General features: G+C 36.9%; 21 protein-coding genes. 7 read left to right on the top strand and 14 right to left on the bottom strand.

The genetic code is table 11. The features are described 5' to 3' along the window. Window positions 1–19: 19 nt before the first annotated feature. From DCS32_RS01365 to DCS32_RS01395, 7 genes are all read left to right on the top strand, one after another. On the top strand, window positions 20–541 hold the full coding sequence (locus DCS32_RS01365) for a hypothetical protein (protein WP_108876656.1): 522 nt from the start codon (window positions 20–22) through the stop codon (window positions 539–541). Continuing rightward, window positions 534–2141, top strand: coding sequence for a S8 family peptidase (locus DCS32_RS01370; protein ID WP_108876657.1), 1608 nt, complete (start codon window positions 534–536; stop codon window positions 2139–2141). Before DCS32_RS01365 ends, DCS32_RS01370 begins: the two co-directional genes overlap by 8 nt. Next, complete coding sequence (gene prmA / locus DCS32_RS01375) at window positions 2138–2998, top strand: 50S ribosomal protein L11 methyltransferase (RefSeq protein ID WP_108876658.1); 861 nt, start codon at window positions 2138–2140, stop codon at window positions 2996–2998. Before DCS32_RS01370 ends, prmA begins: the two co-directional genes overlap by 4 nt. Window positions 2999–3093: 95 nt before the next feature. Beyond that, the gene (locus DCS32_RS01380) at window positions 3094–3369 is read left to right on the top strand and encodes an ATP-dependent Clp protease adaptor ClpS (protein WP_013751571.1); all 276 of its coding nucleotides are present in this window, start codon (window positions 3094–3096) and stop codon (window positions 3367–3369) included. 93 nt (window positions 3370–3462) lie between these two features. Beyond that, window positions 3463–4653: an ADP-forming succinate--CoA ligase subunit beta gene (sucC, locus tag DCS32_RS01385; protein ID WP_108876659.1), complete on the top strand. Its 1191-nt coding sequence runs from the start codon at window positions 3463–3465 to the stop codon at window positions 4651–4653. 423 nt (window positions 4654–5076) lie between these two features. Continuing rightward, a complete protein-coding gene (locus DCS32_RS01390; RefSeq protein ID WP_108876660.1) occupies window positions 5077–5412 on the top strand; it encodes a hypothetical protein in 336 nt (111 codons plus the stop codon). A 97-nt stretch (window positions 5413–5509) separates the two neighbouring features. Continuing rightward, on the top strand, window positions 5510–6709 hold the full coding sequence (locus DCS32_RS01395) for a DUF4105 domain-containing protein (RefSeq protein ID WP_162533569.1): 1200 nt from the start codon (window positions 5510–5512) through the stop codon (window positions 6707–6709). A 2-nt stretch (window positions 6710–6711) separates the two neighbouring features. Here the strand turns inward: DCS32_RS01395 and DCS32_RS01400 are convergent, their stop codons facing one another. The 14 genes from DCS32_RS01400 to DCS32_RS01460 all read right to left on the bottom strand — a co-directional run bounded on the left by DCS32_RS01400 (window position 6712) and on the right by DCS32_RS01460 (window position 22244). Beyond that, window positions 6712–8106 (bottom strand): sugar transferase, encoded by a 1395-nt coding sequence (locus tag DCS32_RS01400; RefSeq protein ID WP_108876662.1) that lies wholly within the window; start codon window positions 8104–8106, stop codon window positions 6712–6714. Between the two features lie 36 nt (window positions 8107–8142). Further along, complete coding sequence (locus DCS32_RS01405) at window positions 8143–9159, bottom strand: glycosyltransferase family 4 protein (RefSeq protein WP_108876663.1); 1017 nt, start codon at window positions 9157–9159, stop codon at window positions 8143–8145. Beyond that, window positions 9113–10474 carry an O-antigen ligase family protein gene (locus DCS32_RS01410; protein ID WP_239057545.1) on the bottom strand — a complete coding sequence of 454 codons (1362 nt, stop codon included), beginning with the start codon at window positions 10472–10474 and terminating at the stop codon, window positions 9113–9115. The genes DCS32_RS01405 and DCS32_RS01410 overlap by 47 nt, the downstream gene beginning before the upstream one ends. Before the next feature lie 4 nt (window positions 10475–10478). Then, window positions 10479–11474, bottom strand: a complete 996-nt coding sequence (locus DCS32_RS01415; RefSeq protein WP_239057546.1) for a glycosyltransferase — start codon at window positions 11472–11474, stop codon at window positions 10479–10481. A gap of 77 nt (window positions 11475–11551) precedes the next feature. After that, window positions 11552–12664 carry a glycosyltransferase family 4 protein gene (locus tag DCS32_RS01420; RefSeq protein WP_108876666.1) on the bottom strand — a complete coding sequence of 371 codons (1113 nt, stop codon included), beginning with the start codon at window positions 12662–12664 and terminating at the stop codon, window positions 11552–11554. After that, a complete protein-coding gene (locus tag DCS32_RS01425; protein WP_108876667.1) occupies window positions 12661–13209 on the bottom strand; it encodes a serine O-acetyltransferase in 549 nt (182 codons plus the stop codon). Before DCS32_RS01425 ends, DCS32_RS01420 begins: the two co-directional genes overlap by 4 nt. Further along, window positions 13209–14210, bottom strand: coding sequence for a glycosyltransferase family 2 protein (locus DCS32_RS01430; protein WP_108876668.1), 1002 nt, complete (start codon window positions 14208–14210; stop codon window positions 13209–13211). Before DCS32_RS01430 ends, DCS32_RS01425 begins: the two co-directional genes overlap by 1 nt. Then, a complete protein-coding gene (locus DCS32_RS01435) occupies window positions 14197–15681 on the bottom strand; it encodes a glycosyltransferase family 2 protein (protein ID WP_108876669.1) in 1485 nt (494 codons plus the stop codon). Before DCS32_RS01435 ends, DCS32_RS01430 begins: the two co-directional genes overlap by 14 nt. After that, window positions 15678–16811: a glycosyltransferase family 4 protein gene (locus DCS32_RS01440; RefSeq protein ID WP_108876670.1), complete on the bottom strand. Its 1134-nt coding sequence runs from the start codon at window positions 16809–16811 to the stop codon at window positions 15678–15680. The genes DCS32_RS01435 and DCS32_RS01440 overlap by 4 nt, the downstream gene beginning before the upstream one ends. After that, window positions 16811–18217 (bottom strand): UDP-glycosyltransferase, encoded by a 1407-nt coding sequence (locus DCS32_RS01445; RefSeq protein ID WP_108876671.1) that lies wholly within the window; start codon window positions 18215–18217, stop codon window positions 16811–16813. The genes DCS32_RS01440 and DCS32_RS01445 overlap by 1 nt, the downstream gene beginning before the upstream one ends. A gap of 634 nt (window positions 18218–18851) precedes the next feature. Beyond that, window positions 18852–18977 (bottom strand): hypothetical protein, encoded by a 126-nt coding sequence (locus DCS32_RS16260; protein WP_262497453.1) that lies wholly within the window; start codon window positions 18975–18977, stop codon window positions 18852–18854. A 52-nt stretch (window positions 18978–19029) separates the two neighbouring features. Beyond that, the gene (locus DCS32_RS01450) at window positions 19030–19905 is read right to left on the bottom strand and encodes an N-acetylneuraminate synthase family protein (RefSeq protein ID WP_108876672.1); all 876 of its coding nucleotides are present in this window, start codon (window positions 19903–19905) and stop codon (window positions 19030–19032) included. Beyond that, window positions 19898–21061, bottom strand: coding sequence for an acylneuraminate cytidylyltransferase (locus DCS32_RS01455; RefSeq protein WP_108876673.1), 1164 nt, complete (start codon window positions 21059–21061; stop codon window positions 19898–19900). The genes DCS32_RS01450 and DCS32_RS01455 overlap by 8 nt, the downstream gene beginning before the upstream one ends. 55 nt (window positions 21062–21116) lie before the next feature. Further along, the gene (locus DCS32_RS01460) at window positions 21117–22244 is read right to left on the bottom strand and encodes a glycosyltransferase family 4 protein (RefSeq protein WP_108876674.1); all 1128 of its coding nucleotides are present in this window, start codon (window positions 22242–22244) and stop codon (window positions 21117–21119) included.

Raw genomic sequence — 22244 nt, forward strand, 5'->3', positions numbered from 1 at the left:
GAGCTTAATCTTTTATCACATGAAATTCTTTTTTACATTGCTAGTCCTACTCCTCACCATCTGTAGTTGCACCTCACAACAAGCAGTTACCACAAGCACTCAAGAAGATGGCACACTCGTACTTCTCAAAAACGCTCAAGAAGCCAAGTCTATTTATATTACAACAGATGGCAATATGGGTATAGGTAAAAAAGAGCCAAAGGTTAGGCTTGAGGTAAATGGCCAGGTACATGCAAGGTCAGTAAAAGTGGATATAAAAGAATGGGCAGATACCGTTTTTGAAGATGGGTATATTTTATCACGCTTACGCGAAATTGAAACCTACATTCAGAAAAATGGGCATTTACCTGAAATTCCGTCTGCGGTAGAAGTTGAAGAAAAAGGTATTGAACTAGGCGCCATGAATGCACTACTTCTTAAAAAAATTGAAGAGCTCACCTTACACCTCATTGAGAAAGAAAAACAAATTGACCAACTAATCGAAGACGTACACGCTCTCAAAGAAACTATCGCTCCATCTGACACTCAGAATAATGGCTAAACTCATTATTTTCTCTCTCCTACTCTACTCTTGCTTACTTCAAGCGCAAGAAGACCGCTTTTACCTACGCACAACATCTGAAAAAGTGGAGATACCTGTAAGTACAAAGGACTCCATTGTGACCTACTTAGGTAATGATGCAAGACTTAAAGAATTATTTGCTGAGCATAGAGTCAAGATATTTAGAAAAGAATTTAAGTACGCGCAACGAGATAAACTCAAACGCACATACTTTATTATTGCAGAGAGTAAAACGTTTAAAGAAGAGTTAATGAATCTAGCGCCAGATCTTTTTGAGTTTGCAGAGAACATCTCAAATGAATCGCTACAAATTTATGAACCCAATGATTACGGCATTACGAGCACTACTGGTAAAAACCTAGGCGCACAAGCAGTTTTAGACTATTATGATTTCCTCGGTGTACCACAGGCTTGGCATTACACCACAGGTTCTCCAGAAGTAATTATTGGAATATCTGACGGTTACATAGATCCAGAAGATCCTGAGTTTGCAGGCAAAACTACCATGTTCAAAAAAAGTAGTCTATCCAAAGGACACGGATTTACAATCGCTGCCATCGCTGCAGCTCGTGGTGATAATGGATATGGCGCGGCGGGAGTTTGCTATGACTGCAACGTATACACTACCACCTATGGTAACTTTAAAGAGCTAGGTCAACTACTAGAACTATCAAGAGCAGGCGCAAAAGTGATTAATTGCAGCTGGGGATCGCGCACCTATTATGAGACTGCGCAAGAAGCGATTAATGAGATGAGCGACTTAGGTACCGTAATTGTTTCTGTACCGCATAATGCAGCTTATAGCGTCACAAATGGAGAACAACTTAGATATCCAGGCGCTTACAAACATGTAATATCTGTAGGAAGTGTACAGCATAAAAATGATGAAATCGCAGATGGACTTCTCATTGAAGAGAAAAACGGGAAGCATTATGCAGAGAAGCAGCAATATCACTTATCGCGTACCGGCGGCTTTAAAAACAATGATCCAAATGATGAATATACCCTATACCTAAGCTCTACCAATAATCTAGATAGTACCGTAGACATTGTAGCTCCAGGCAATGATATTTTCCAATATTATAATTATAAGGAGAATGGTGAAGTATTTCATAATCCGTTTCAAGCGACATCTCCTGCCGCGCCACTTGTCACTGGCACTATAGGACTTATGTTTTCACTCAATCCATCACTCTCAGTAGACGAAGTGAATAGTATTATAAAATTAAGCGCGACTAATATTGATCATATAAAAGCAAACGCGCCACTCAAAGGATTATGGGGAGCAGGATCATTACACACAGGCAGGGCTGTAAAGATGACTCATGATATGCTACAACCTAATACTTATATGATGATTGAAAATCAGCGATTTGCTCGGTGGAATTTTAAAATTAATGCCGCGCATAAAATTATGATTAAGAATCAGCAATTTATAGAGGACGCTAGAGTAGATTTTACTGCAAAAGATGAGATTCTCATCAATGCAGAAACCGTACTTTTGCCTGGAAAAAACGGATCAATTATGCTTACTATTGATTCTAATGCATCTTATAACTTAGAAACTACAAAAGAATGACACCCATTTACTTAGGATATACCTTTACTATCGAGCCACGTGACCCTGCAACAGAAATTATCATTGCAGAGCTAGGCTACGCTGGTTTTGAAAGCTTTACAGAAACTACAAGTGGTGTGATTGCTTACATCCAGAAGGAAGAAGCATTTCCTAGTGGTGAAGTCGATTTTGCTGTGCTACTTTCTGATATCCAGATTTTAAACTCAGATGAGTTTAAAATCACCTATACGGCCGAAGAAATTGAGCAAGTAAACTGGAATGAGGAGTGGGAGAAAAACTTTGAACCAATTGAGGTAGATGGAAAATGTGCCGTACGCGCACCCTTCCATGAGAAAACTAATGTTGAGTTTGATATTGTTATTGAGCCAAAGATGTCATTTGGAACTGGTCATCACGAGACTACGCACATGATGATCAAGCACTTACTCAAACTAGATGTCGCTAGCAAAAAGACGCTTGACATGGGATGTGGTACTGGCGTTCTCGCTATTCTTGCCGAAATGAGAGGTGCACAACCTATAGATGCGATAGACATTGATAACTGGTGTTACCTTAATACTATTGAAAATGTAGAACGCAACAACTGTAAGCACATTACGACCTATGAAGGTGAAGCTTCTTTGTTATCAGATAAAAATTACGAATTCATTATCGCAAACATAAACCGTAACATTCTTTTACAAGATATCAGCGTGTATGCGAGTTGTCTTTCTGAGGATGGAATACTGCTTTTAAGTGGCTTCTATACAGAAGACATTCCGTTAATTTCAGAAAAGTGTAATGAGCACGGACTCTACTTTGTAAGTAATTATGAGCGTAATAACTGGGTGGCTTGTAAGTTTGAAAAAAGAGGATAATTTCAAACTGTTGATGATAAATAATTGTTAGAATCACGCTTTCGCGAAAGCGTAATCTCTAAAATTTGTAAATTTGCATCATAAATCTCAATGCTATGAGTAATCAAGAAAAATATCAAGAAGACGTAGACGTACTAACAGAAGAAACTCCATCACACGAGATTATTCTGTATAATGATGAAGTAAATACTTTTGACCACGTGATAAATACGCTTATTTATGCATGTGATCACGAGGAGAATCAAGCACATCAATGTGCGCTACTAGTACATTACAAAGGAAAATGCTCTGTAAAGTCTGGTGAGTATAAAGATCTAGAGCCTCGATGCTCAAAACTTTTACAAGCAGGACTAAGTGCAGAAATTGTATAAAATCAATACTTATAATTAATCACAATAATGATTGCGCTCTCGTGGCGCATTTGTTATTTTTGCGAGGCAAATTAAGCATCTTAAACGAAGATTATGAATCTACACGAATATCAAGGAAAAGAGATATTAAATAGTTTTGGCGTACGTATCCAGCGCGGTTATGTAGCACAGACTCCGGATGAGGCTGTTGCAGCTGCCGAAAGACTTACTGAGGAAACTGGTACTGGATGGCACGTTATTAAAGCGCAAGTTCACGCAGGTGGTCGTGGTAAAGGTGGTGGTGTAAAACTAGCAAAGAGCCTAGATGAAGTAAGATCTATTGCAGATCAGATCATCGGGATGGATCTTGTTACTCCACAAACAAGTGCAGAAGGTAAAAGAGTTCACCAAGTACTAGTTGCAGAAGATGTATACTACCCAGGTGACAGCGAGCCAGAAGAATATTATATGTCGGTACTACTTAACCGTGGTACTGGTCGCAATATGATTATGTATTCTACAGAAGGTGGAATGGATATTGAAACAGTAGCAGAGGAAACTCCGCACTTAATTTTTCATGAGGAAATTGATCCTGCAACAGGATTACTTCCTTTCCAAGCACGTAAAATTGCTTTTAACTTAGGATTAAGTGGTGCTGCTTTTAAAGACATGACAAAATTTGTTGCTGCTCTTTATAAAGCATACACAGATTCTGATAGTTCACTTTTTGAGATCAACCCTGTTCTTAAAACAAGTGACGATAAAATTATGGCAGTAGATGCAAAGGTATCCCTAGATGATAACGCATTATACCGTCGTAAAGATTATGCAGCAATGCGTGACAAGCGTGAAGAAAACCAAGTAGAGGTTGAGGCTGGTGAAAAAGGACTTAACTATGTAGACCTAGACGGTAACGTAGGGTGTATGGTAAACGGTGCTGGACTTGCAATGGCAACAATGGACCTTATCAAGCAATCTGGTGGTGAGCCTGCAAACTTCCTTGATGTAGGAGGTACTGCAGATGCTGAACGTGTAGAAGCTGCTTTCCAATTAATACTTAAGGATCCAGCTGTAAAGGCAATCTTAGTAAACATTTTTGGAGGTATTGTACGTTGTGACCGTGTGGCACAAGGTATCATTGATGCATACAAAAACATGGGAACTATCAATGTGCCTATCATTGTACGTCTACAAGGAACTAACGCAGATATCGCAAAGAAATTAATAGATGATTCTGGACTTGATGTTCAATCTGCTATTGAATTCCAAGAAGCTGCAGATAAAGTACAGGCTGTACTAGCTTAATACTTGTAATACATAGATGCTACTTGTAGCATCCTTCAAATCCCACTTTATTTAAAGTGGGATTTTTTTTGTTTTATAATCACCACTGACTATTATAATCTACCGCTAGCCATCAATCGAATACAGTATTTTCTTAACATTGACTACTCTATACTTTCTTTAAGGATTCTAAGGTTATTATAATAAAATATCACTCCATATTTCACGTAATGCTTACTGTTGTTATCAATACATTATGAAGTTGATAATCACGCTTTCGCGAAAGCGTTACCGGAACAAACCCCCTACGTTAACAACTCATAACCAGCATTAAACAACAGTTAAGCTTAAACAACTCCTATAGAAAAACGAGAAATAAGTCGTCTATTTGCACTGTAATAATTCATCAAAAACCTCGAAAACATCGAGACAAAAAAGTAAATTATGAAAACATTAAACGTATTATTGGTAGCCGCTTTACTTGCAGTAAACACTGCCTTTGCAACAGGAACAGAACCAACATCAGACAACAAAGAAAAAACAGTTACAGAGCAAGTAGCTGTACTTTTGAACAAGCCAGAATTTGAAGTTACTAAGGAGCTTGTTGCTCAAGTAACATTAATGGTAAACAACAAACATGAAGTTGTTGTATTAAGCGTAGATACTGACGAGGAGTATGTAGCAGAGTTTATCAAGTCACGTCTTAACTATGAAAAGCTAAGTACAAGAACCATAGGAGAGCAATTTACATTACCAGTACGCATCGTCCCAGGAGCTTAAGGAGCTTCATCTATTATGCAAAGCTGAGCGTCGCTCGGCTTTTTTTATGCCCTATATTGATTGTGAGATTTTTATACCTCCACTATCTTTACAAGGTATGAAAAACCTAATTCTCTTAGCTTTTCTGTGCTTCTCTACGCTGGGATTTACACAGAATACATTCATTAGTCTATCTGATGAGGCATCTATCAATCTAATCACCATAGGCCCTGGAGCTGTACTCAATGACGCTTTTGGTCACAATGCAATTCACGTACGTGATTATAAGAAAGGGTTAGATATCGTATTTAACTACGGCAAGTTTAACTTTAAAACTCCTAACTTCTATCTAAAGTTTGCGAGAGGTAAACTTTTATATGAAGTAGGTGTAGATAAGTATGACGACTTTGAATATAGTTATAAGCTCCAGCAAAGATGGATTGAGTCTCAAGAGCTGCAACTCACTCAAGATCAGAAGCAAGATATTTTTGAGTTTTTAGTAAATAATGCTAAAGAAGAAAACAAATATTACAAATATGATTTCTTCTACGATAATTGCTCTACAAGACCATTTGAGATCATCAAAGATGAAGCTAATGTAACAATGAGCTATGATCATCAAGAAGCTGGCATGACACACCGTGATCTCATACACGAATACGTGTCATGGAACACTTGGGGAAGTATGGGAATTGATATCGCACTAGGGTCTGTAATTGATAGAACTGCTACCCCAGAAGAGTATTTGTTTTTACCACATGAGCTTATGTATGCTTTTCAAGAAGCTACTATACAAACACCTTCGGGAACACTACCACTCGTAAAAGAAACTAAAACCGTATTCTCACCGCAAATCAAACATCGCTATAGTACTAATTTCTTACTAAGTCCATTGTTTATACTTGGACTTCTAGCAGGGCTTATCATTTACAAAACCTACAAAGATCATAAGAATGAAAACCCACTAGGCTGGCTAGACACGAGTATTTTACTAATCACAGGGCTTATAGGAGTAGTAGTCTTTTTATTATGGTTTGGTACAGATCACAATGCCACTGCGTGGAATTACAATTTACTATGGGCCTTCCCATTTCATATACTAGCAGCATTTGCAGTAAAAAAAGCACAACCTCCACAATGGGTTTATCCTTATATGAAGTTGGCTGTAATTATGATGTCACTTCTATTCTTTCACTGGATTATAGGAGTCCAGCGATTTGCATTGTCTCTTTTACCGCTCCTTATAGCAGTTACGATACGCTATGTATTTATACTTAGAAGAATTAAACTTACGAGAACAAATGGTAATGAGGAGTAGTATTACTGCCCTCTGAAGTTGATGACCGTACTTATCGTTTTAAGTACTATACTCAAATCCATAAATAGATTACGGTGCTTAATATAATATAAGTCATACTGTAGTTTTTCTAGCGAGCCTTCTTCGGAGCTGGCATAGCCACCCATAACTTGCGCCCACCCTGTAAGTCCTGGCTTTATAATATGGCGTGTCTCATAAAAAGGTATCTCTTGAGAGAGTTCCTTTACAAATACTGGGCGTTCTGGCCTAGGACCTATCACACTCATTTCCCCTAGAAAGACATTTATAAATTGCGGAATTTCATCTAGTCTACTCTTCCTTAAAAATTTACCGAATGTTGTAATACGCGTATCATTTTTAGAAGACCATGCTGCTCCATCTTTCTCAGCATTTACAATCATTGTGCGCAGCTTTATAATCTTAAAAGTCTGACCACCTCTACCTATTCGTATTTGTGTATAAAACAGCGGACCACGATTACCTATTAAGTTTCCTAAAAAGACAATAGGTAATATAACAACTAAGAATATAATCCCGAATACAGACATGAGCACATCAAAAACGCGATGAATAAACCTATAAAATTTATTTTGATTGCTACGACTAAATGGAAAGTAACGGTAAAAATCTTTATCTACGTATTCTACAGGAACACGCTGCGTGATATCCTCATAAACCTGCATATACTCCCGAATGGGAAATCCTATTTTCAAGAGTGTTATGAGTTGGTTGTAAAGCTCAAGCGAAACGCCGTCCTCATAAGTACTAGCGACTATAATCTCTGAGATACCATTTTCTGAGATGGTTTCTTGAAGATCTTTAATAGGAAATCGCTTTGCCTCTGTTGAGATTACATCTGCAATAGACATGGGCTCAGTATTTATATAACCTGCAATTTTATAATTAGGATCTGCTCCTTCTAGGTTCTTAATAATCTTATGAATATTAAAAGAATCTCCTACTACAATTGCTTTCTTGTAAAATCTTGGTGCTGAAATAAGAGACACGTACAACCACCTCCATAAAGAAATCCCAATAATCATTGCAAGAAAAAAGTAAACAATCTGAAGCCTGTTTTCTGGTAGAATGGGTGTGTAAAAAGGAGTTAACAAGTAGAATAATACGGTAACTGCTACGGTAAGAATCACATTCTTAAGCATGGTTTGAAACTTCACCGTCTTTGGTAAAAAATAAAGTTCAAACACCGTCCCAAAAATAGACAGATACCCCACAAGCACGACGATTGCCGTTACGTTTTCCTTTCTGATTTTTACATAATCAAATTCTAAGAATAGTTCTGTAAGATATAGTGCTCCAAGGACAGATAAGATATCAAATATGCGCAGTAATACTTTACGCTCTGAGACATCAAAATGGATACTAGGTAAGAGGGACATTCGAGGTTGGTTGAGTACCGTAAATATATCACAAATTTAGCAGAGCACTTTATGCCATTGCTCTTTTACCACGATCCAATCAAAGGTTTCTACTTTTTGACGAGCATTCAATACTATTTTCTTTGTGCTAGCTGTATTCTCAAGCAACTCACTTAGCTTTTCTGAAAAAGCAGCAACATCCTCTGGAGCTGATAATAGACCATCTACAGTGTCCTGAATAAGATATGGCATTCCGCCTACATTTGTAGATACTACTGGTAGTCCAAGTGCCATAGCCTCCATCACACTTACAGGAGTATTGTCAAAATTTGTCGTACTTATAAAAACATCATGATCTTGCGCTAGGGATGTCCAAGCTTCTTTGGATAATCTACCCGTAAAATGTAAAGGGAGATTATGCTTCCTTACATAGGCCTCGCAAAGGGCTAAACTCCCATCCTTATCTGGCCCAACCATCGTTAATGTAGCTTCAGGATACTGTTGATATAATTTTTCAAGCACTTGAATCGCCATCAACGGATTATAAATTTCGGCAAACGATCGAACCCATAATAAGTTGGGTTGAAATACTGTTCGCTCTTTAAATGGATACTTCTCTAATTCAATGGTGTTAGGAATGTAAGTGATATTTGAGAATCCCGCTTTCGCGAAAGCGTTATATAAATACCCACTAGGAACCACGTTCACCGCTGCTTTGGTAAAGAGTTTCTTACATGTCTTTTTGTTGTTAATTAAACGTTCTGGCAAATTACCCCCATGTAAAATTGGGATATACGGAATACTGTAGGTTCTACATAAACTAGCAATGATGACAGCAAACCAAAAATTTGAGGTACTATACGTATCTATGAGAACAGTGTCTATACTTTTGCGAGAACGTAATAATGCACGCATCATACCGAACATGCGAAGTAACTTATTTGATATTGTTGACGTTACCTCAACATCATAGCCTTCCTGCCTCAGCAATAAACTAAGGGTCTCAATAGTGGTGACCGTCTTCCCTTTATTGGATAACGCGTTGCCTACATATAGGAGTCTTTTTCTTTTCATGAACAACGTTTAAAAGGGCAAGAGCATATATAAAAGCTGGTGCTGCAATACGCATTGATGAGTGATTTATAGTCATAAACCAAAATCCTAGAGCCGCATAAAACAAATAATTACGTCTATTTTTAGAGCGATACACTAAAGGGTAAATAATAAGAATCGCTAGAATAATTAATCCTAAAACACCATGCTCTGAGAGCAATCTACCCACCTCATTATGTGAGGCTGCGCCAATTCCTGTTTCCTCTGCTCTTAGTTCTTTTGACTTACCTGCACCGACTCCTGTAATCGGGTTATCATAAAATGCACTTAATTCTGTTTCAAATAATTCTGCTCTCCCAGTAGTTATATCGCTTTTGAGTCGTCCAGCAGCGTCTCTATTGGTATAGCGTTTATTGATGAGTCCGTTGGTCTGAAAAGAACTATAAGCACTAGCAGCCACCAGAACGCCTCCTAATAGTATTAGGTAAGTCATCATTCTTCTACGGGCAACTCCCTTTGAACCTGCAAAATATATTACTAAGAAGGCAGCACTGCACACAAGTCCGGCAATAACACCTCCCCTTGAGAAGGTTATTATCCCTTTATAAAGCAAGAAACCTGTTAATGCAAGATGTATAAATAGAAATATTTTATCCTTACTATAAATAACAAGCTGGACAAGTGTTAGAAACATACCAAGTCCTAACACTGTAGAAACTTGATTAGGACCAAAACCACCTGTAGCGGCGTAGTTTGCTCCTGTACCACTTAACGACTCTCTTAAGTCTGGAGTTCCTAAAGTGATGTAGATGGACATCCCCACAATAGGCAATAATATCCATCTAGTCAAGTTAGAAAGTTGTTGATAGGTTAATTTTCTATCTATGCAATACAAAGCTGAAAGCCCTAAACAAACTGGACCACTAAGATTAAAGAAGATTGCGTTTCTAACATTAGCGCCTAAATTAAGGTTCATTGCACCTACCAATATACTGGGAAGTAATAAAAAAATATACAACCAGTAAATTCCGGACTTACGACTAGTACCACTTAAGAATAGCCCTATTAACATAAAAGCTATTACCGAATATTTACCTGCTTCATACACAGGTATAGCTTGGCTCATTCTAAAAAACACCTCAGCACCGACCATATAGGCTGCTCCCATAAGAGCCTCGTTATTCTTATTTCCAGTTCTAAATATTTGTACTAAAAAATAGAGAATACTACCCGCAAAATAGACTAGAGCAAGCGACCTTACGAGATACACCAATACTCCCATGATGACATGAATCATCATAAAAGTCAAGTACGTAGATTGTTTGGATATATTCACCGCTCTAAGATATCAATCCTTTATAAATTGGTAAGATTTCATTCATAAATGCCTTCTCACTATAATTAACCTCCAGACTTCTTTTAAAATTCTCTCCAATGTCTTTTAAATCCTTTGGTTTCATTGTAAATACTCGCTGTAATACCTGAAACATTTCTGCATTTACATCATCTATAATAAAACCATTGAGACCTACAATCTTAGCGCATTGTCCTACATTAGTGGTTATGACTGGAAGTGCTGCATTACCATACTCTAATAGTGATAATGGTAAACCCTCAGATTTTGACACCAATACTCCAACTGTAGATTGACTAAGAATGTTTGAGATATCTGATCTTGAACCATAACAAAAAACAATCTCTTCTAATTTTTCCGTTTTTATAAAATCGTCAATAAGTTTTGAATAATTATCATGAAAATCTTTTCCTACAAAATGTAAAGTCCAACCTGGATATTTCAGCAAGCTTTCTTTGAAAACTTTCATTAAGTTTATATGATTTTTGATAGGTCTAAGGTTTGCTAATAAAAGTATCCTCTTACCATTTTCACCTTTAAGCGTAGTTAAGTGACTAACACTAGAGGTAGAGAGCAAAGAAAAATTATTTATAAAAAAATTTTTCTTTGCATATAAATTATCCTCGGCCCATATCAATAGCTTTTGATTTACAGCAATACTAACATCTATAAATCTTGAAAAAATCTTTATTTTCGAGAGTGCAACACCTCTTATCTCTGTGCTTAATCCAAAATGATTATGCCACAAAATTTTTATTTTAGGATATTTGATTTTTGACAAAATTGCTAACTGAATAGAAGTAGAATGCGCGTGTATTATATCTATATTAGTATCCTTTAGATATTTGAAAAATAAATTTAAAGCTCTATAATCTAACCTATTTTTTTTATTTAAAATAAAACATTGGACATTTTTATTAATCATCTTCTCTAGAGCCCCACCTCTCACGGTACTACACAAATATGATTCTATTCCAGCCATTGCATTTGCGTTTGCGATGTTTACAGCCATGCGCTCTGCTCCTCCGGCATCTAAAGAATCTATAAGTTGGAGGACTCTCATTGTAATAGCTTTTTGACTTCTTGAGCAAAGGTATCCATTGTGTATTGTCTAGACCACTCCGCAGCATCTTTACTCATTTGTGCAAGAGCTTCTTTGTTAGTTAGCTGATTTCTTAAATATTCAATATCGATATCTTCTGGATTATTTACGAGTATTCCTCGCTCACCATTTGCAATCATCCATGGTACGCATGATACACTCGACACAATAGGCACTACTCCCCAAAACATTGCCTCTGCGACAACCTTAGGCCAACCTTCACTTTTGGATAGTAATATAAGAAGATCTGCATTTTTGTAGGCTTCTTTTACTACATGTCCAGGTTGGTTTCCTCGTATGACGATTTGATCTAAAAGCCCATTTTCTTTTCGATACCACTTGATGTCTTCTACCGCTGGTCCATCGCCATACATCTCAAGCGTAATATCTAATCCAGAGCTACGTAAAGATTTGATAAGAGCTACAGTTTCAAAAGGTCTTTTATTTACTCCCATAGTACCCACATACATGGCTTTCAGAGGGTGCTTAAAATCTCTTTTTATGATGGGCTCCTTTTCATTATTGTAATAACTTGCCGTAAAAAAGGATTTAATATTTTTAGCTTGGCTCTTCCATTCGCCGTAAACCAGCACTTGCATATTCTTAGTCAATGCGGTATTAGAAAGTATCCACTTCTGCATTTTATAAGCTAGTGGCTGCTTCGATGCAGGATCCCAATTCCCAGCATACTTAACCGTTTTACGCTTTCGCGGAAGCGTTACTTGTATCATACTAGCTAATAAAGCAAGATTACCTGGACATCTTAGATGAATATGATCTGCCTTGCGCATAGAATTCCACAACACTATGGCTTGGTATGGAATGGTAAGAAACGAGATTACTGCCGATAACGCAGAATGAAACTCGAGTCTTCGTAATGATTGAACTTTAAAATCTTGTCTTTGAAAAGCTTGAGTTAAAAGTTTTCGTCCATATTTAGTAGGACATACAAAAGAAACATCACGGGCATGTTGCATCCATATATCCATTTCCTTCACATAAGGTGCGTACGCTTCCCTTTTGTCAGAATTACTTAAGATAGGTGCGTCAGATATGATAAGTAATTTCATAAAATATAATCAGCAGAATCGTTATCACTTACTTTTATAGCCGGCACACCTACTACCGTAGTTCCCGCAACAACGTTTTTAACTACAAGACTATTTGCTCCTATCACCGCTTTATCTCCTACCATTATTTTCCCTGCTATGGTTGAATTTGCACCTATATAAACGTGATCACCTATTACTGGAATACCACGATGATCGCCGCGACCACTTACACCTATGGTTACTCCTTGAGAGATGTTGCAATTCTTACCTATGATAGCCTTTGCGTTGATAATGATCCCAGAATGATGACCTATGTAAAATCCTTCTCCTATGGTTGCGCTATATGGAATGGTTATCCCTGTTAAGATTTCTATGGCTTTTAATTTGAGAACTCCTATAGCCAATAGTGGCCATTTTAATACTTTTGGCAGTCTAGATGTATAAATCCAATTGAAAAAACGATACTGTAACAATGCCCATAACCCTTGTTGTGTAAGCAACATTACTAAAGCCGGCTTCCCGCTATAGTCAGTATATCTTTTGATGTCTTTTGAAAACTTCATTAATTAGGTTTATTAAAAGGTAAACTCAATATACCTACGGTTCTTCCCATCGCTTCTGTAAATGCTTCTTTACGTTCACTCGTAGTAAAGATATTGAGAAGTCTAATACCAGTAAGCAATACGGTGATTTGATACCATTTGAGTTTGTTCCTAAATGATGGTTTGGGATGTTTTACTCGCCATACATACCAGCCATTGCGCACGACCATCTTACCGTAAGTGTATTTATTAGGTCTTCCAGCTGCATCGTGATGGTGTTCTAATTGTGCTGCTGTATTCACATACAGATCTCCTACATGAGATAATCGCAATGTAAAATCTGCATCCTCGTAGAGACCATAACCTTCAAAATATTCAGAGAACTTATGTTCTTTTAAAACAGCAAGAGGAAAACTAGAAACACCTCCCATTAACTGTTCTACTTTATAAATCTTACCAGAAGGTGGCAAAAAACTTATAGATCTACCATGACCAAATTCAGGATAAATAGCTGGTTGTGTTGTTTGTGCCAGCCCTAATTTTCTTCTTAGTTTGTAGCGACTGCTCTCCTTTCTCCTATAACCATCGTAATAATAATGGTTTAAATCCTCAACTTTTCCCTGTTCTGTCTTCTCCCAAGAAACTTCGTTTGTGATATAACCACCTACACCTATTGCCGCAGGAAAGTGACTGTATGTAGCTAATAATTGCTCAAAGTAATCAGGATTAAGAATCGTGTCATCATCAAGAAATGCAACTATATCTATCTCATCATTGACTCTCGCTATTCCATAATTACGTTGCTTCGTAAGCCCGCGGTGTTCTTGTGGCACTTTATGATAGTGTATAATGTTGTTTCCGCTTTCGCGAAAGCGTGATCCTGTATCATCATCTATAGAACCATCAATGATTAAAATTTCATCAGGCACCTGGGTTTGCAACATCACAGACTCCAATAATCTTGTTAAGGGATCTGGTCGCATGTAGGTGCAAATGATAAGACTAAGTTTATACTGTTGCATCCTGAGCTAATTTTTGTGACCAGTAGAGACTTTTACTCCATGCCTTTTTAAAATATTTATAATAAGCAATAGGATTTTTTATTGAGTAGTCTTTATAAAACTTGATAAACAAAGTGACTTTGTATCCTATCAACTGTTTTGGAGTATAATTCTTAGTACGATGATACATGATTTGTGGGGATGGCTTAGGTAAGACAGCATCTTCTTGCCATGGAAAAACATGTAGTTTTCTAAATCCTCCTACAGGAGCCTTTAAATGCAATAATTGAATTTGAGGCGCATATATCACGTCATATCCGGCATTACGTATTTGCATCCCATAATCTACATCTTCACCGTAACCATGCTCAAGTGCCATATCAAATTTACATTTATTAATAATATCTCTATGAACAATAGAACATCCAGAACCGAAAGCTTCCCATTGCTTAAAATAGGTGTCATTTTCAATTTCTCCTTGCTGTAGATAGGCTAGATTTATAACTTTTGAATTAGTTGATTGAATTGCTTCTGAAACACGTTCTAGCACATCATTGTTAAAGCGATTATCATCATCAAATAATAAAACCCAATCTGAACTAGTCTTTGCTATAGCATTATTTCGAGCATTACAAGCACCTGTACGGTGAATAAAGTAATGATCTATTTCAAATGGCCACGATTGAATTAATAGGTAATCTAATTCCGTAACTGTATTAGGATTTTCATTTTGCTCAACAATTATTACTTTTTTCGCTAATAATGTTTGCTTAGCTAAATCTTCAAGAACATCTTTTAAATAACCAGCCCTTCCTATAGTAGGGATAATGACGTCGTATTCAAAATTTGACTTAGTCTGTACTTTTTTAAAGGTTTGCAATTCATGTATATCAATTTTCAACAAAGATTTTTTAATAAAAATTGTTCTCATTAATGAAATTACAGGAAAGCGTTTCTCATACCATAAATGACAGAGAAGTAAAATGAATACCCATCTAGTTCTATAATGTTGTTTTACAAACTTATAAAGTTCGTACGTTTCAAATTCTTCATTTTGAATGGTTGTAGGAATTTGATAGTTCAAGACACCTCGAGTTTGCGATAGTTTACCTAACGAATTTAACCAGTATAAATAATTCTTTTGACTAGAATGACTAAGAACACTTTCATTGATAAAGTTGGCATGCATACAAACTATCGCTGTTCCTTTTAACCAAGTGGGATATGTAACCTTTTTATTAATATTCAAAAAAGGACTATCCTCTACGTATCCTATGTCTGGATGTGAATTATTGTAATTAGAGAAAAAGTATGCACTATGGTTTAATACAGGTAGCGCGGCTTTAAATGCATCAACATCTGCTGTTTTCTCATAAACCAATAAGTAATTATCAGGGTTTTCTCGAGCACATTTATAAATAGCCTCAATTATTGGCAGTCCATTATAATTGCCAGTAATCGCAATACCTTTATGATGTACAAGGGAAATCATAAAGAACAAATATTTTTATAGTACGCTATATTTTGCTCCACAATAACTTCGGTAGAGAAATATTCCTTTACTCTTTTTCTTGCATTTTGTCCTAATAGAGATCTCAAGCTAGAATCATCAAGAAATTCTTTCATAAAATATGTCATATTTTTATGATCTAATGGATGTACCATAAAGCCTGTCTCTCCGTGAACCATCATTTCTTGCGCCCAACCTATACTTGATGTAACTAGCGCTTTTTCCATACTCATCGCTTCTAGCCAAGTCATAGGAAAGGCTTCAGCATAACTTGGTAGACATATTACGGTAGCATCATTTACATATTGCCTCACCTGATCATAGGGTACCTGACTAACAAAATGTACATTTTTTTGAAAAACTGTATCTATTTCCTTTTTAATGAGTGTAGATGTCAATTTTCCGGTAAGACTATCCTTTACATCTTTACCAAGGTAAATAAGTTCCACATTTGGAATCTGAGCAGCCAGTTCGTTAAATGCTTTAGCCAGAACTAGTACTCCTTTTTTTCTTATAATAGATCCAAAGTTTAAAATGTATCTATTATTTACAATTGATTCAAATGGTGCAAATCGATCTAAATCTATAATATTATGAATTACTCTTATTTCAGAGCTTAGTTCAAAAAGCTCTTTAGTTTTTTTCGACGTGTATTCACTTACGCTAATTATAAATTTAGCATTTTTTAGTGCCCACTTTTCAAACAAAAAATTTTTCTTTTTTTGAGGTCTATTTTCTAAGTGACAAAAATAAGTGTCACTCCCATGCAATCTAATTACTAATGGTTTTCTTAATTTCATAAAAGCCGTTACACCAGTCCAGTCCGGTGCTTCTATGATATCTATTTGCTCACTATGTTCATTAATGTATTCTTGCAAGTATTTTCTATAGAAATAAAAGCCGCCTAGTTTGTATTTTTTTTGATAGATCAGATGAAAATTAATCTTATTCTCTTGAAATCTCAAGTATTTTTCCTGACCATAAATAAATAAGGTGACTTGATGACCTTTCTCCACGAGTGCTGTAGCTAGATTTTTTATGCTCGTTCCTATTCCTGCGCTATTATTTACTTCCGGATGCGGATACTCTGGTGTTAAATAGGCTATATGCATTAATCAAGAATTTGATGTATACCTTCCCAAATACGCTCACTAGCTTTCTCAGGTTGTTCTGGTTTATTTACAATTCCAAACCACTTTTTAGTGACAGGCACTGGATTAAGACTACCATTAAGTAAGCCTTTAATTCCATCATAAATCTCTTCTTTATTCATTGCCCATGTGACACTTGTATCATAATCTGGCATAGATCGAAAGTGAACATACTTATAATTTTGCCCTATGTCACGTATTCCCTTTTTAAGTTGTGGCTGCTCATAGTTAGGGTAAATAGTAGGCTTATCGTGAGCCACAAAGTCAAACACCATGCTCGAGCATATGTTTACCACAAGCTCGCAGTGGTGACAGGTATTTACTAATAAAGCAAAATCTTCTTTGGTAGGCATCACTTGATTCCATTGTGAGCCCATAGGTTTCCACAAAGGATCTATAGATGTTATGACATCACTATAGTTAGCCAAAACCTCATCATACCTACCAGAAAAGTCAATAGGCACTTTTCTATATACAATGGCTATATCTTCACCTTCTTCTCTCAATTTACGTACAGCAATTGCTGTGTCTTCTAGATAATATTGATCCAATGGTGACGTGGTTTGATCATCCCCAGAAAAACAAATATATCGTGTCTCCTCGCTAAGGTTATGCTCTAGACAAAATTGCTTTCGCGAAAGCAAAATACTACTATCATAATGAGGCTCAAACTGCGGAGTTCCTGTAACAAATATCTGCTCTTCTCTCGTTTTTGGATAATACTGTAAGAGCTGCTCCTTCATCAACTCAGACCATACAAAATAGTAATCTGTCTCTACCGTAGTCATTCCCTTAGGCAGGTTATCCCAACTGTATATCCAGCACGCGGTTTTAATTCCTAAATCTTTTGCAGCCAGTATAGGAGCAATGGCCTGTGTAGCGCGCTGTGTGGTGCAAAAAACAATATCTGGACGGTGTTCTTCTAGTTGTGCTTTAAGCTCTTTGTAGCGAACAGTAGATCGTTCGGCGGTTTGCATTTGATTCATTATTCGTTGCCATCCCTTTGGTGTGGCACTAAACGTTTCATGATACTTAACAAAAGCACTTTTTAAGGCTTTCTTCAAACTATTCCACTGCAATGGAAAACGATAGGTACGATAGACATTATCCTTTTCACGCTTTCGCGAAAGCGCAAGTTCTATCCTTTTTCTTGCGTGACTAAGTGTAGGCGTTTTAGGGTGAATTCTTGTGTTTTCAATAACCACTTCTTTATAACCCAGTTCCTTTTCTAAAGAAAATATGGTGTTATTCCAGTAAGTGATATCAAATCCTTGTGCCTCTCCTACTTCTTTAAACTTAGTAAAAGCAAAGTTGCGCAGGCCTACACCGTCAGGGAAAAGAATGAAAACTTTATTTTTTTTAATCATATTTCATATACAGCGACTTACTGTAATAAGGTTTTTTTTGGTTGTATTGTTTTTTCTCTCTAACCAAAGGAGAAATCACATTATCAAGCTCACGTAAAAAGCTCAAAATACATTATTTACTCTTCTCTGCTTACTCTGATGAGATTTCTCGTCGCTTCGCTCTGTCGAAATGACGACTTCTGCTCTTCTCTTCTTACTCTGATGAGATTTTATTTTGCTCTAACCTTTTGTCATTTCGACGAAAGGAGAAATCACATTATCAAGCTCACGTAAAAAGCTCAGATACATTGCTTACTCCTCTCTGCTCACTCTGATGAGATTTCTCGTCGCTGCGCTCTGTCGAAATGACAAGTTCTGTTATACTTACCCTATAAAATTTCATTTTGCTCTAGCCTTTGTCATTTCGACGAAAGGAGAAATCACATTATCTAGCTCACGTAAGAAGCTCAAATACACTGCTTACTCTTCTCTGCTTACTCTGATGAGATTTCTCATCGCTTCACTCTGTCGAAATGACGACTTCTGCTCTTCTCTTCTTACTCTGATGAGATTTTATTTTGCTCTAACCTTTTGTCATTTCGACGAAAGGAGAAATCACATTATCAAGCTCACGTAAAAAGCTCAGATACACTGCTTACTCTTCTCTGCTTACTCTGATGAGATTTCTCGTCGCTTCACTCTGTCGAAATGACGGGTTCTGCTCTTCTCCACTCACGATGATGAGATTTCTCGTCGCTTCACTCTGTCGAAATGACTGCATCTACTTTTAGTAAGCAATCGCATATTAAACGAGCGCTTTCCTTTAATATCTTCTAAGCTTTTCTATACTTTAACTTATCTCGCTGTACTTGCTCAATAGGCAAGATATCTGTTGCTTTATAAGCGAGTGCTTGATACACCGCCTTTAAATCTCTAGAGAGCTTCCTCATTCCTGCTGGTTCCAGTGATGCACTGTGATCTGTACCTTTCCAAGTACGGTCTAGTGTATAGTGGCGTTCTACAATGTTTGCACCTAAGGTATAAGCAGCAACATCTACTGCAATACCTAGATGGTGACCAGAAAACCCTATGTGCTTTACACGATCGCCATACTTCTCTATGAGCGTTTTAATATCCAGCAAACAAACATCTGGAAATGGTACTGGATATCCAGATGTACAGTTATATAGAACCAGATCTTTCCCTCTTTTATGCTTTTCAAAAAACTGTACTAGCTCCTCGATCTCATCTCTAGTAGTCATACCAGTAGAGCAGTGAATCTCTCCTTTGTAATTCTCACATAACCATCCTAGCATTTCGTAATGGTTATTACAAGCACTTGGTATTTTTATAAATTCTGGATGAAGGCCTGCAATTTCCTTTGCACTCGTTGTATCCCAAACAGAAGTTGCATAGGTTATCCCTAGGTCCTCACAATACTTTTTAAGCTCTGCGTGCTGATTCACATCAAACTCAAGAAACTCTCTATGCGCTCCATAAGAGTCTCCATAAGAATTTACAGGATTAGGATGTGGTGCTTCATATTGTTCTTTAGTAAGAAGTTCTATATTATGTCGCTTCTGGAATTTTACAGCATCTACATTACAGAAGATTGCCGCTACTTTAATCATTTCCTTTGCGATTTCCATATCGCCTTTATGGTTTCCGCCTATTTCTGCTATCGTATAAGGCGCTTTGTAATTACTCATATCGGTTATTGTATTTTATAATAAAGTCACAGGCCTCGCGTATCGCTCCTTCTGCACTATTGTTTTGTAATATGATATCTGCATGGTTCTTAATAGGCATCGTCGCATTTGAAGGTGTAAGTGACCATCCTGCTGCACAAATGTTTGCAAGATCATTCACATCATCACCTATATATGCTATTTCAGAAAAATCAATCCCACGATCTGTAGCAATTCTAGAAAGCAGACTATACTTGTCCTTCACTCCTAGAAACACGTCTTTAATTTTTAATTTCTTCATTCGGCTGGCAACTATTTGGGAATCTTCAGACGTCATTACCATTACCTCAACATTATATTGTCTCAAAATCTCAAGTCCCATACCATCGCGCATATCAAACTTTTTCATCAGTTCGCCGTCTGCACCATAATAGATACAACCGTCTGTAAAAACGCCATCTACATCTAGGATAAGATATGAGATACGAGCGCTACCTTTTTTTGTCTTGAGTCTAGCCGCTAGCAATTCCTCCACGATTTTCCAGTCGGTCAGCGTGTCTATCTCTGTAAGACTATCCTCAGGCATGTGTACCGTAGCTATTTTACCGCTAATTCTATTTCCGCTTTTGCGAAAAGCGTCACGCGTGGTCACATAGCAAGCTCCATTCTCAATAAGTAACCCATCAAAATCTTGCCTACGAGGTCTGCTAAACACATCATAATTTTGAGGTGTGCCATCTGCATTCCAAGTAAATCGGTGTGTATTTACCACCGTAAGAGCCGAATCATTATCAGTACCTGACGCCACGGCATCTAAACAAGCATTAATATCTGCTGAAGTTGTAAAAGGTGATGTTGCTTGAAGTAAACAGAGCACATCAAAATCTTCTTTTAAATCAGCTACAAACTCCTGCATCCCCATTTCTGTAGATGCGGTATCAGTAGCACTCTCTTCACTACGTTTTACGGCTTTTACTTTATCTGTCCAGTGATATTCTTTTTCTACAAAAGCGATGATATCCTCATCATCTGTAAAGATATAAGTGGTAGCTAGCTGTGAAGCGATAGCTTCACCCAGCACCCAGCAAAATAGCGGGCGACCTAGGAGTTTCTTTTTATTTTTACCTGGAATGCCTTTTGAGCCTTTGCGCAGGGGTATAAAACCGATGCTTTTCATTGTAGTTGGGTTGTAGTCAAATTTAAGGATAAGAGCCGACAACTTGTTAAAATAATTAACGATTAATTACATTATAAGCTTTAACAACTTGCTTAGTAATTAAGTGACGACTAAGTGTAGGCAAAATATTCAACGTATTATATGCCATGCCACTTTTTAAGAGCTCTTGGTTATTAATCGCTTTCGAAATTAATTCTTGAATATGATGGACATCTTCACAATCTTCTATGAGAAAGCCATTCAATCCATCCTCTATAATTTCGGCGGTAGCGCCACCAGGATTAGATTGTATAGGAAATGCTCCTGCACAAATTGCTTCTAATAATGTATTAGGCATTCCATCACTGTTTGAATTACCAATATAGATAGCACTTTTACAGAATAACTCTATCAACTGCTTATGACTTATAAGTCCTTGAACAGTGATATTAGGAATCTTGCTTTCTTGAAATTTAACTACCTCAGTATTTTCAACGCCAAAAACTACTACTTCAAAATCTTTTAAATGGGCTGAAATTTGCTCAAGTGCCTTTAAAACAGGAATGGCTCTACCAGATCTATTTTGATTTCCTTTTACAGCAATAATCTTTCGAGTTTGAAAAGGTATTTTATATTTTTCAAATAGCTCTAAATCAAATCCTCCTCCTCCTGGAAAAACGCCTAAATGTTCTCCTGTAAAACCTAACTTATTAGCAATATTTTGATCGCGAGCACAGTCTGCAAACATATAATTTACACGAGGCAACACGGCTTGAATGCTTTTTAGGTACTCTGGTTTGTTTTTATAATAATATAAGTCACTTCCCCAAGATGAGTATATCCATGGGATTTTGTTATTAAGCATGACAGAAAGTATAGGTGATGCACTTATATACAATGCAAAACTATGAACAACATCTGGCTCAATTTCTCTCAGTGCTTTCGCAAAAGCATCCTCAGTAGAATGATCATATCTTCGAACTAGAATCTTATATAATTGAGGGAATTTATTTTTTATAAACGTACGCCCTCTTTTCTTAAAAAACCCTTTTTTCCATCCTGTGACTTGCGTCATCCAGCTCATGGATGGTGCATAACCTTGATCTAGTATATCAAACCAGTATACATCATGACCACTATCTCGCAACTGGTCTGACCAGCGACGAAAGTGTATAGAGTTCATGGAAACTAGCAGGATTTTCAT

This window comes from Dokdonia sp. Dokd-P16 (genome assembly GCF_003095655.1).
Taxonomy (GTDB): Bacteria; Bacteroidota; Bacteroidia; order Flavobacteriales; family Flavobacteriaceae; genus Dokdonia.

Excerpts from the sequence above, each read along its gene's own strand:
- DCS32_RS01405 (WP_108876663.1), bottom strand. The coding sequence starts at position 9,159 with ATGAAAAGAAAAAGACTCCTATATGTAGGCAACGCGTTATCCAATAAA.
- sucC (WP_108876659.1), top strand. The coding sequence starts at position 3,463 with ATGAATCTACACGAATATCAAGGAAAAGAGATATTAAATAGTTTTGGC.
- DCS32_RS01420 (WP_108876666.1), bottom strand. The coding sequence starts at position 12,664 with ATGAAATTACTTATCATATCTGACGCACCTATCTTAAGTAATTCTGAC.
- DCS32_RS01450 (WP_108876672.1), bottom strand. The coding sequence starts at position 19,905 with ATGAGTAATTACAAAGCGCCTTATACGATAGCAGAAATAGGCGGAAAC.
- DCS32_RS01390 (WP_108876660.1), top strand. The coding sequence starts at position 5,077 with ATGAAAACATTAAACGTATTATTGGTAGCCGCTTTACTTGCAGTAAAC.
- DCS32_RS01365 (WP_108876656.1), top strand. The coding sequence starts at position 20 with ATGAAATTCTTTTTTACATTGCTAGTCCTACTCCTCACCATCTGTAGT.
- DCS32_RS01395 (WP_162533569.1), top strand. The coding sequence starts at position 5,510 with ATGAAAAACCTAATTCTCTTAGCTTTTCTGTGCTTCTCTACGCTGGGA.
- DCS32_RS16260 (WP_262497453.1), bottom strand. The coding sequence starts at position 18,977 with ATGCAGTCATTTCGACAGAGTGAAGCGACGAGAAATCTCATCATCGTG.
- DCS32_RS01380 (WP_013751571.1), top strand. The coding sequence starts at position 3,094 with ATGAGTAATCAAGAAAAATATCAAGAAGACGTAGACGTACTAACAGAA.
- DCS32_RS01370 (WP_108876657.1), top strand. The coding sequence starts at position 534 with ATGGCTAAACTCATTATTTTCTCTCTCCTACTCTACTCTTGCTTACTT.
- DCS32_RS01430 (WP_108876668.1), bottom strand. The coding sequence starts at position 14,210 with ATGCAACAGTATAAACTTAGTCTTATCATTTGCACCTACATGCGACCA.
- DCS32_RS01445 (WP_108876671.1), bottom strand. The coding sequence starts at position 18,217 with ATGATTAAAAAAAATAAAGTTTTCATTCTTTTCCCTGACGGTGTAGGC.
- DCS32_RS01425 (WP_108876667.1), bottom strand. The coding sequence starts at position 13,209 with ATGAAGTTTTCAAAAGACATCAAAAGATATACTGACTATAGCGGGAAG.
- DCS32_RS01455 (WP_108876673.1), bottom strand. The coding sequence starts at position 21,061 with ATGAAAAGCATCGGTTTTATACCCCTGCGCAAAGGCTCAAAAGGCATT.
- DCS32_RS01400 (WP_108876662.1), bottom strand. The coding sequence starts at position 8,106 with ATGTCCCTCTTACCTAGTATCCATTTTGATGTCTCAGAGCGTAAAGTA.
- prmA (WP_108876658.1), top strand. The coding sequence starts at position 2,138 with ATGACACCCATTTACTTAGGATATACCTTTACTATCGAGCCACGTGAC.
- DCS32_RS01460 (WP_108876674.1), bottom strand. The coding sequence starts at position 22,244 with ATGAAAATCCTGCTAGTTTCCATGAACTCTATACACTTTCGTCGCTGG.
- DCS32_RS01435 (WP_108876669.1), bottom strand. The coding sequence starts at position 15,681 with ATGATTTCCCTTGTACATCATAAAGGTATTGCGATTACTGGCAATTAT.
- DCS32_RS01440 (WP_108876670.1), bottom strand. The coding sequence starts at position 16,811 with ATGCATATAGCCTATTTAACACCAGAGTATCCGCATCCGGAAGTAAAT.
- DCS32_RS01415 (WP_239057546.1), bottom strand. The coding sequence starts at position 11,474 with ATGGCTGGAATAGAATCATATTTGTGTAGTACCGTGAGAGGTGGGGCT.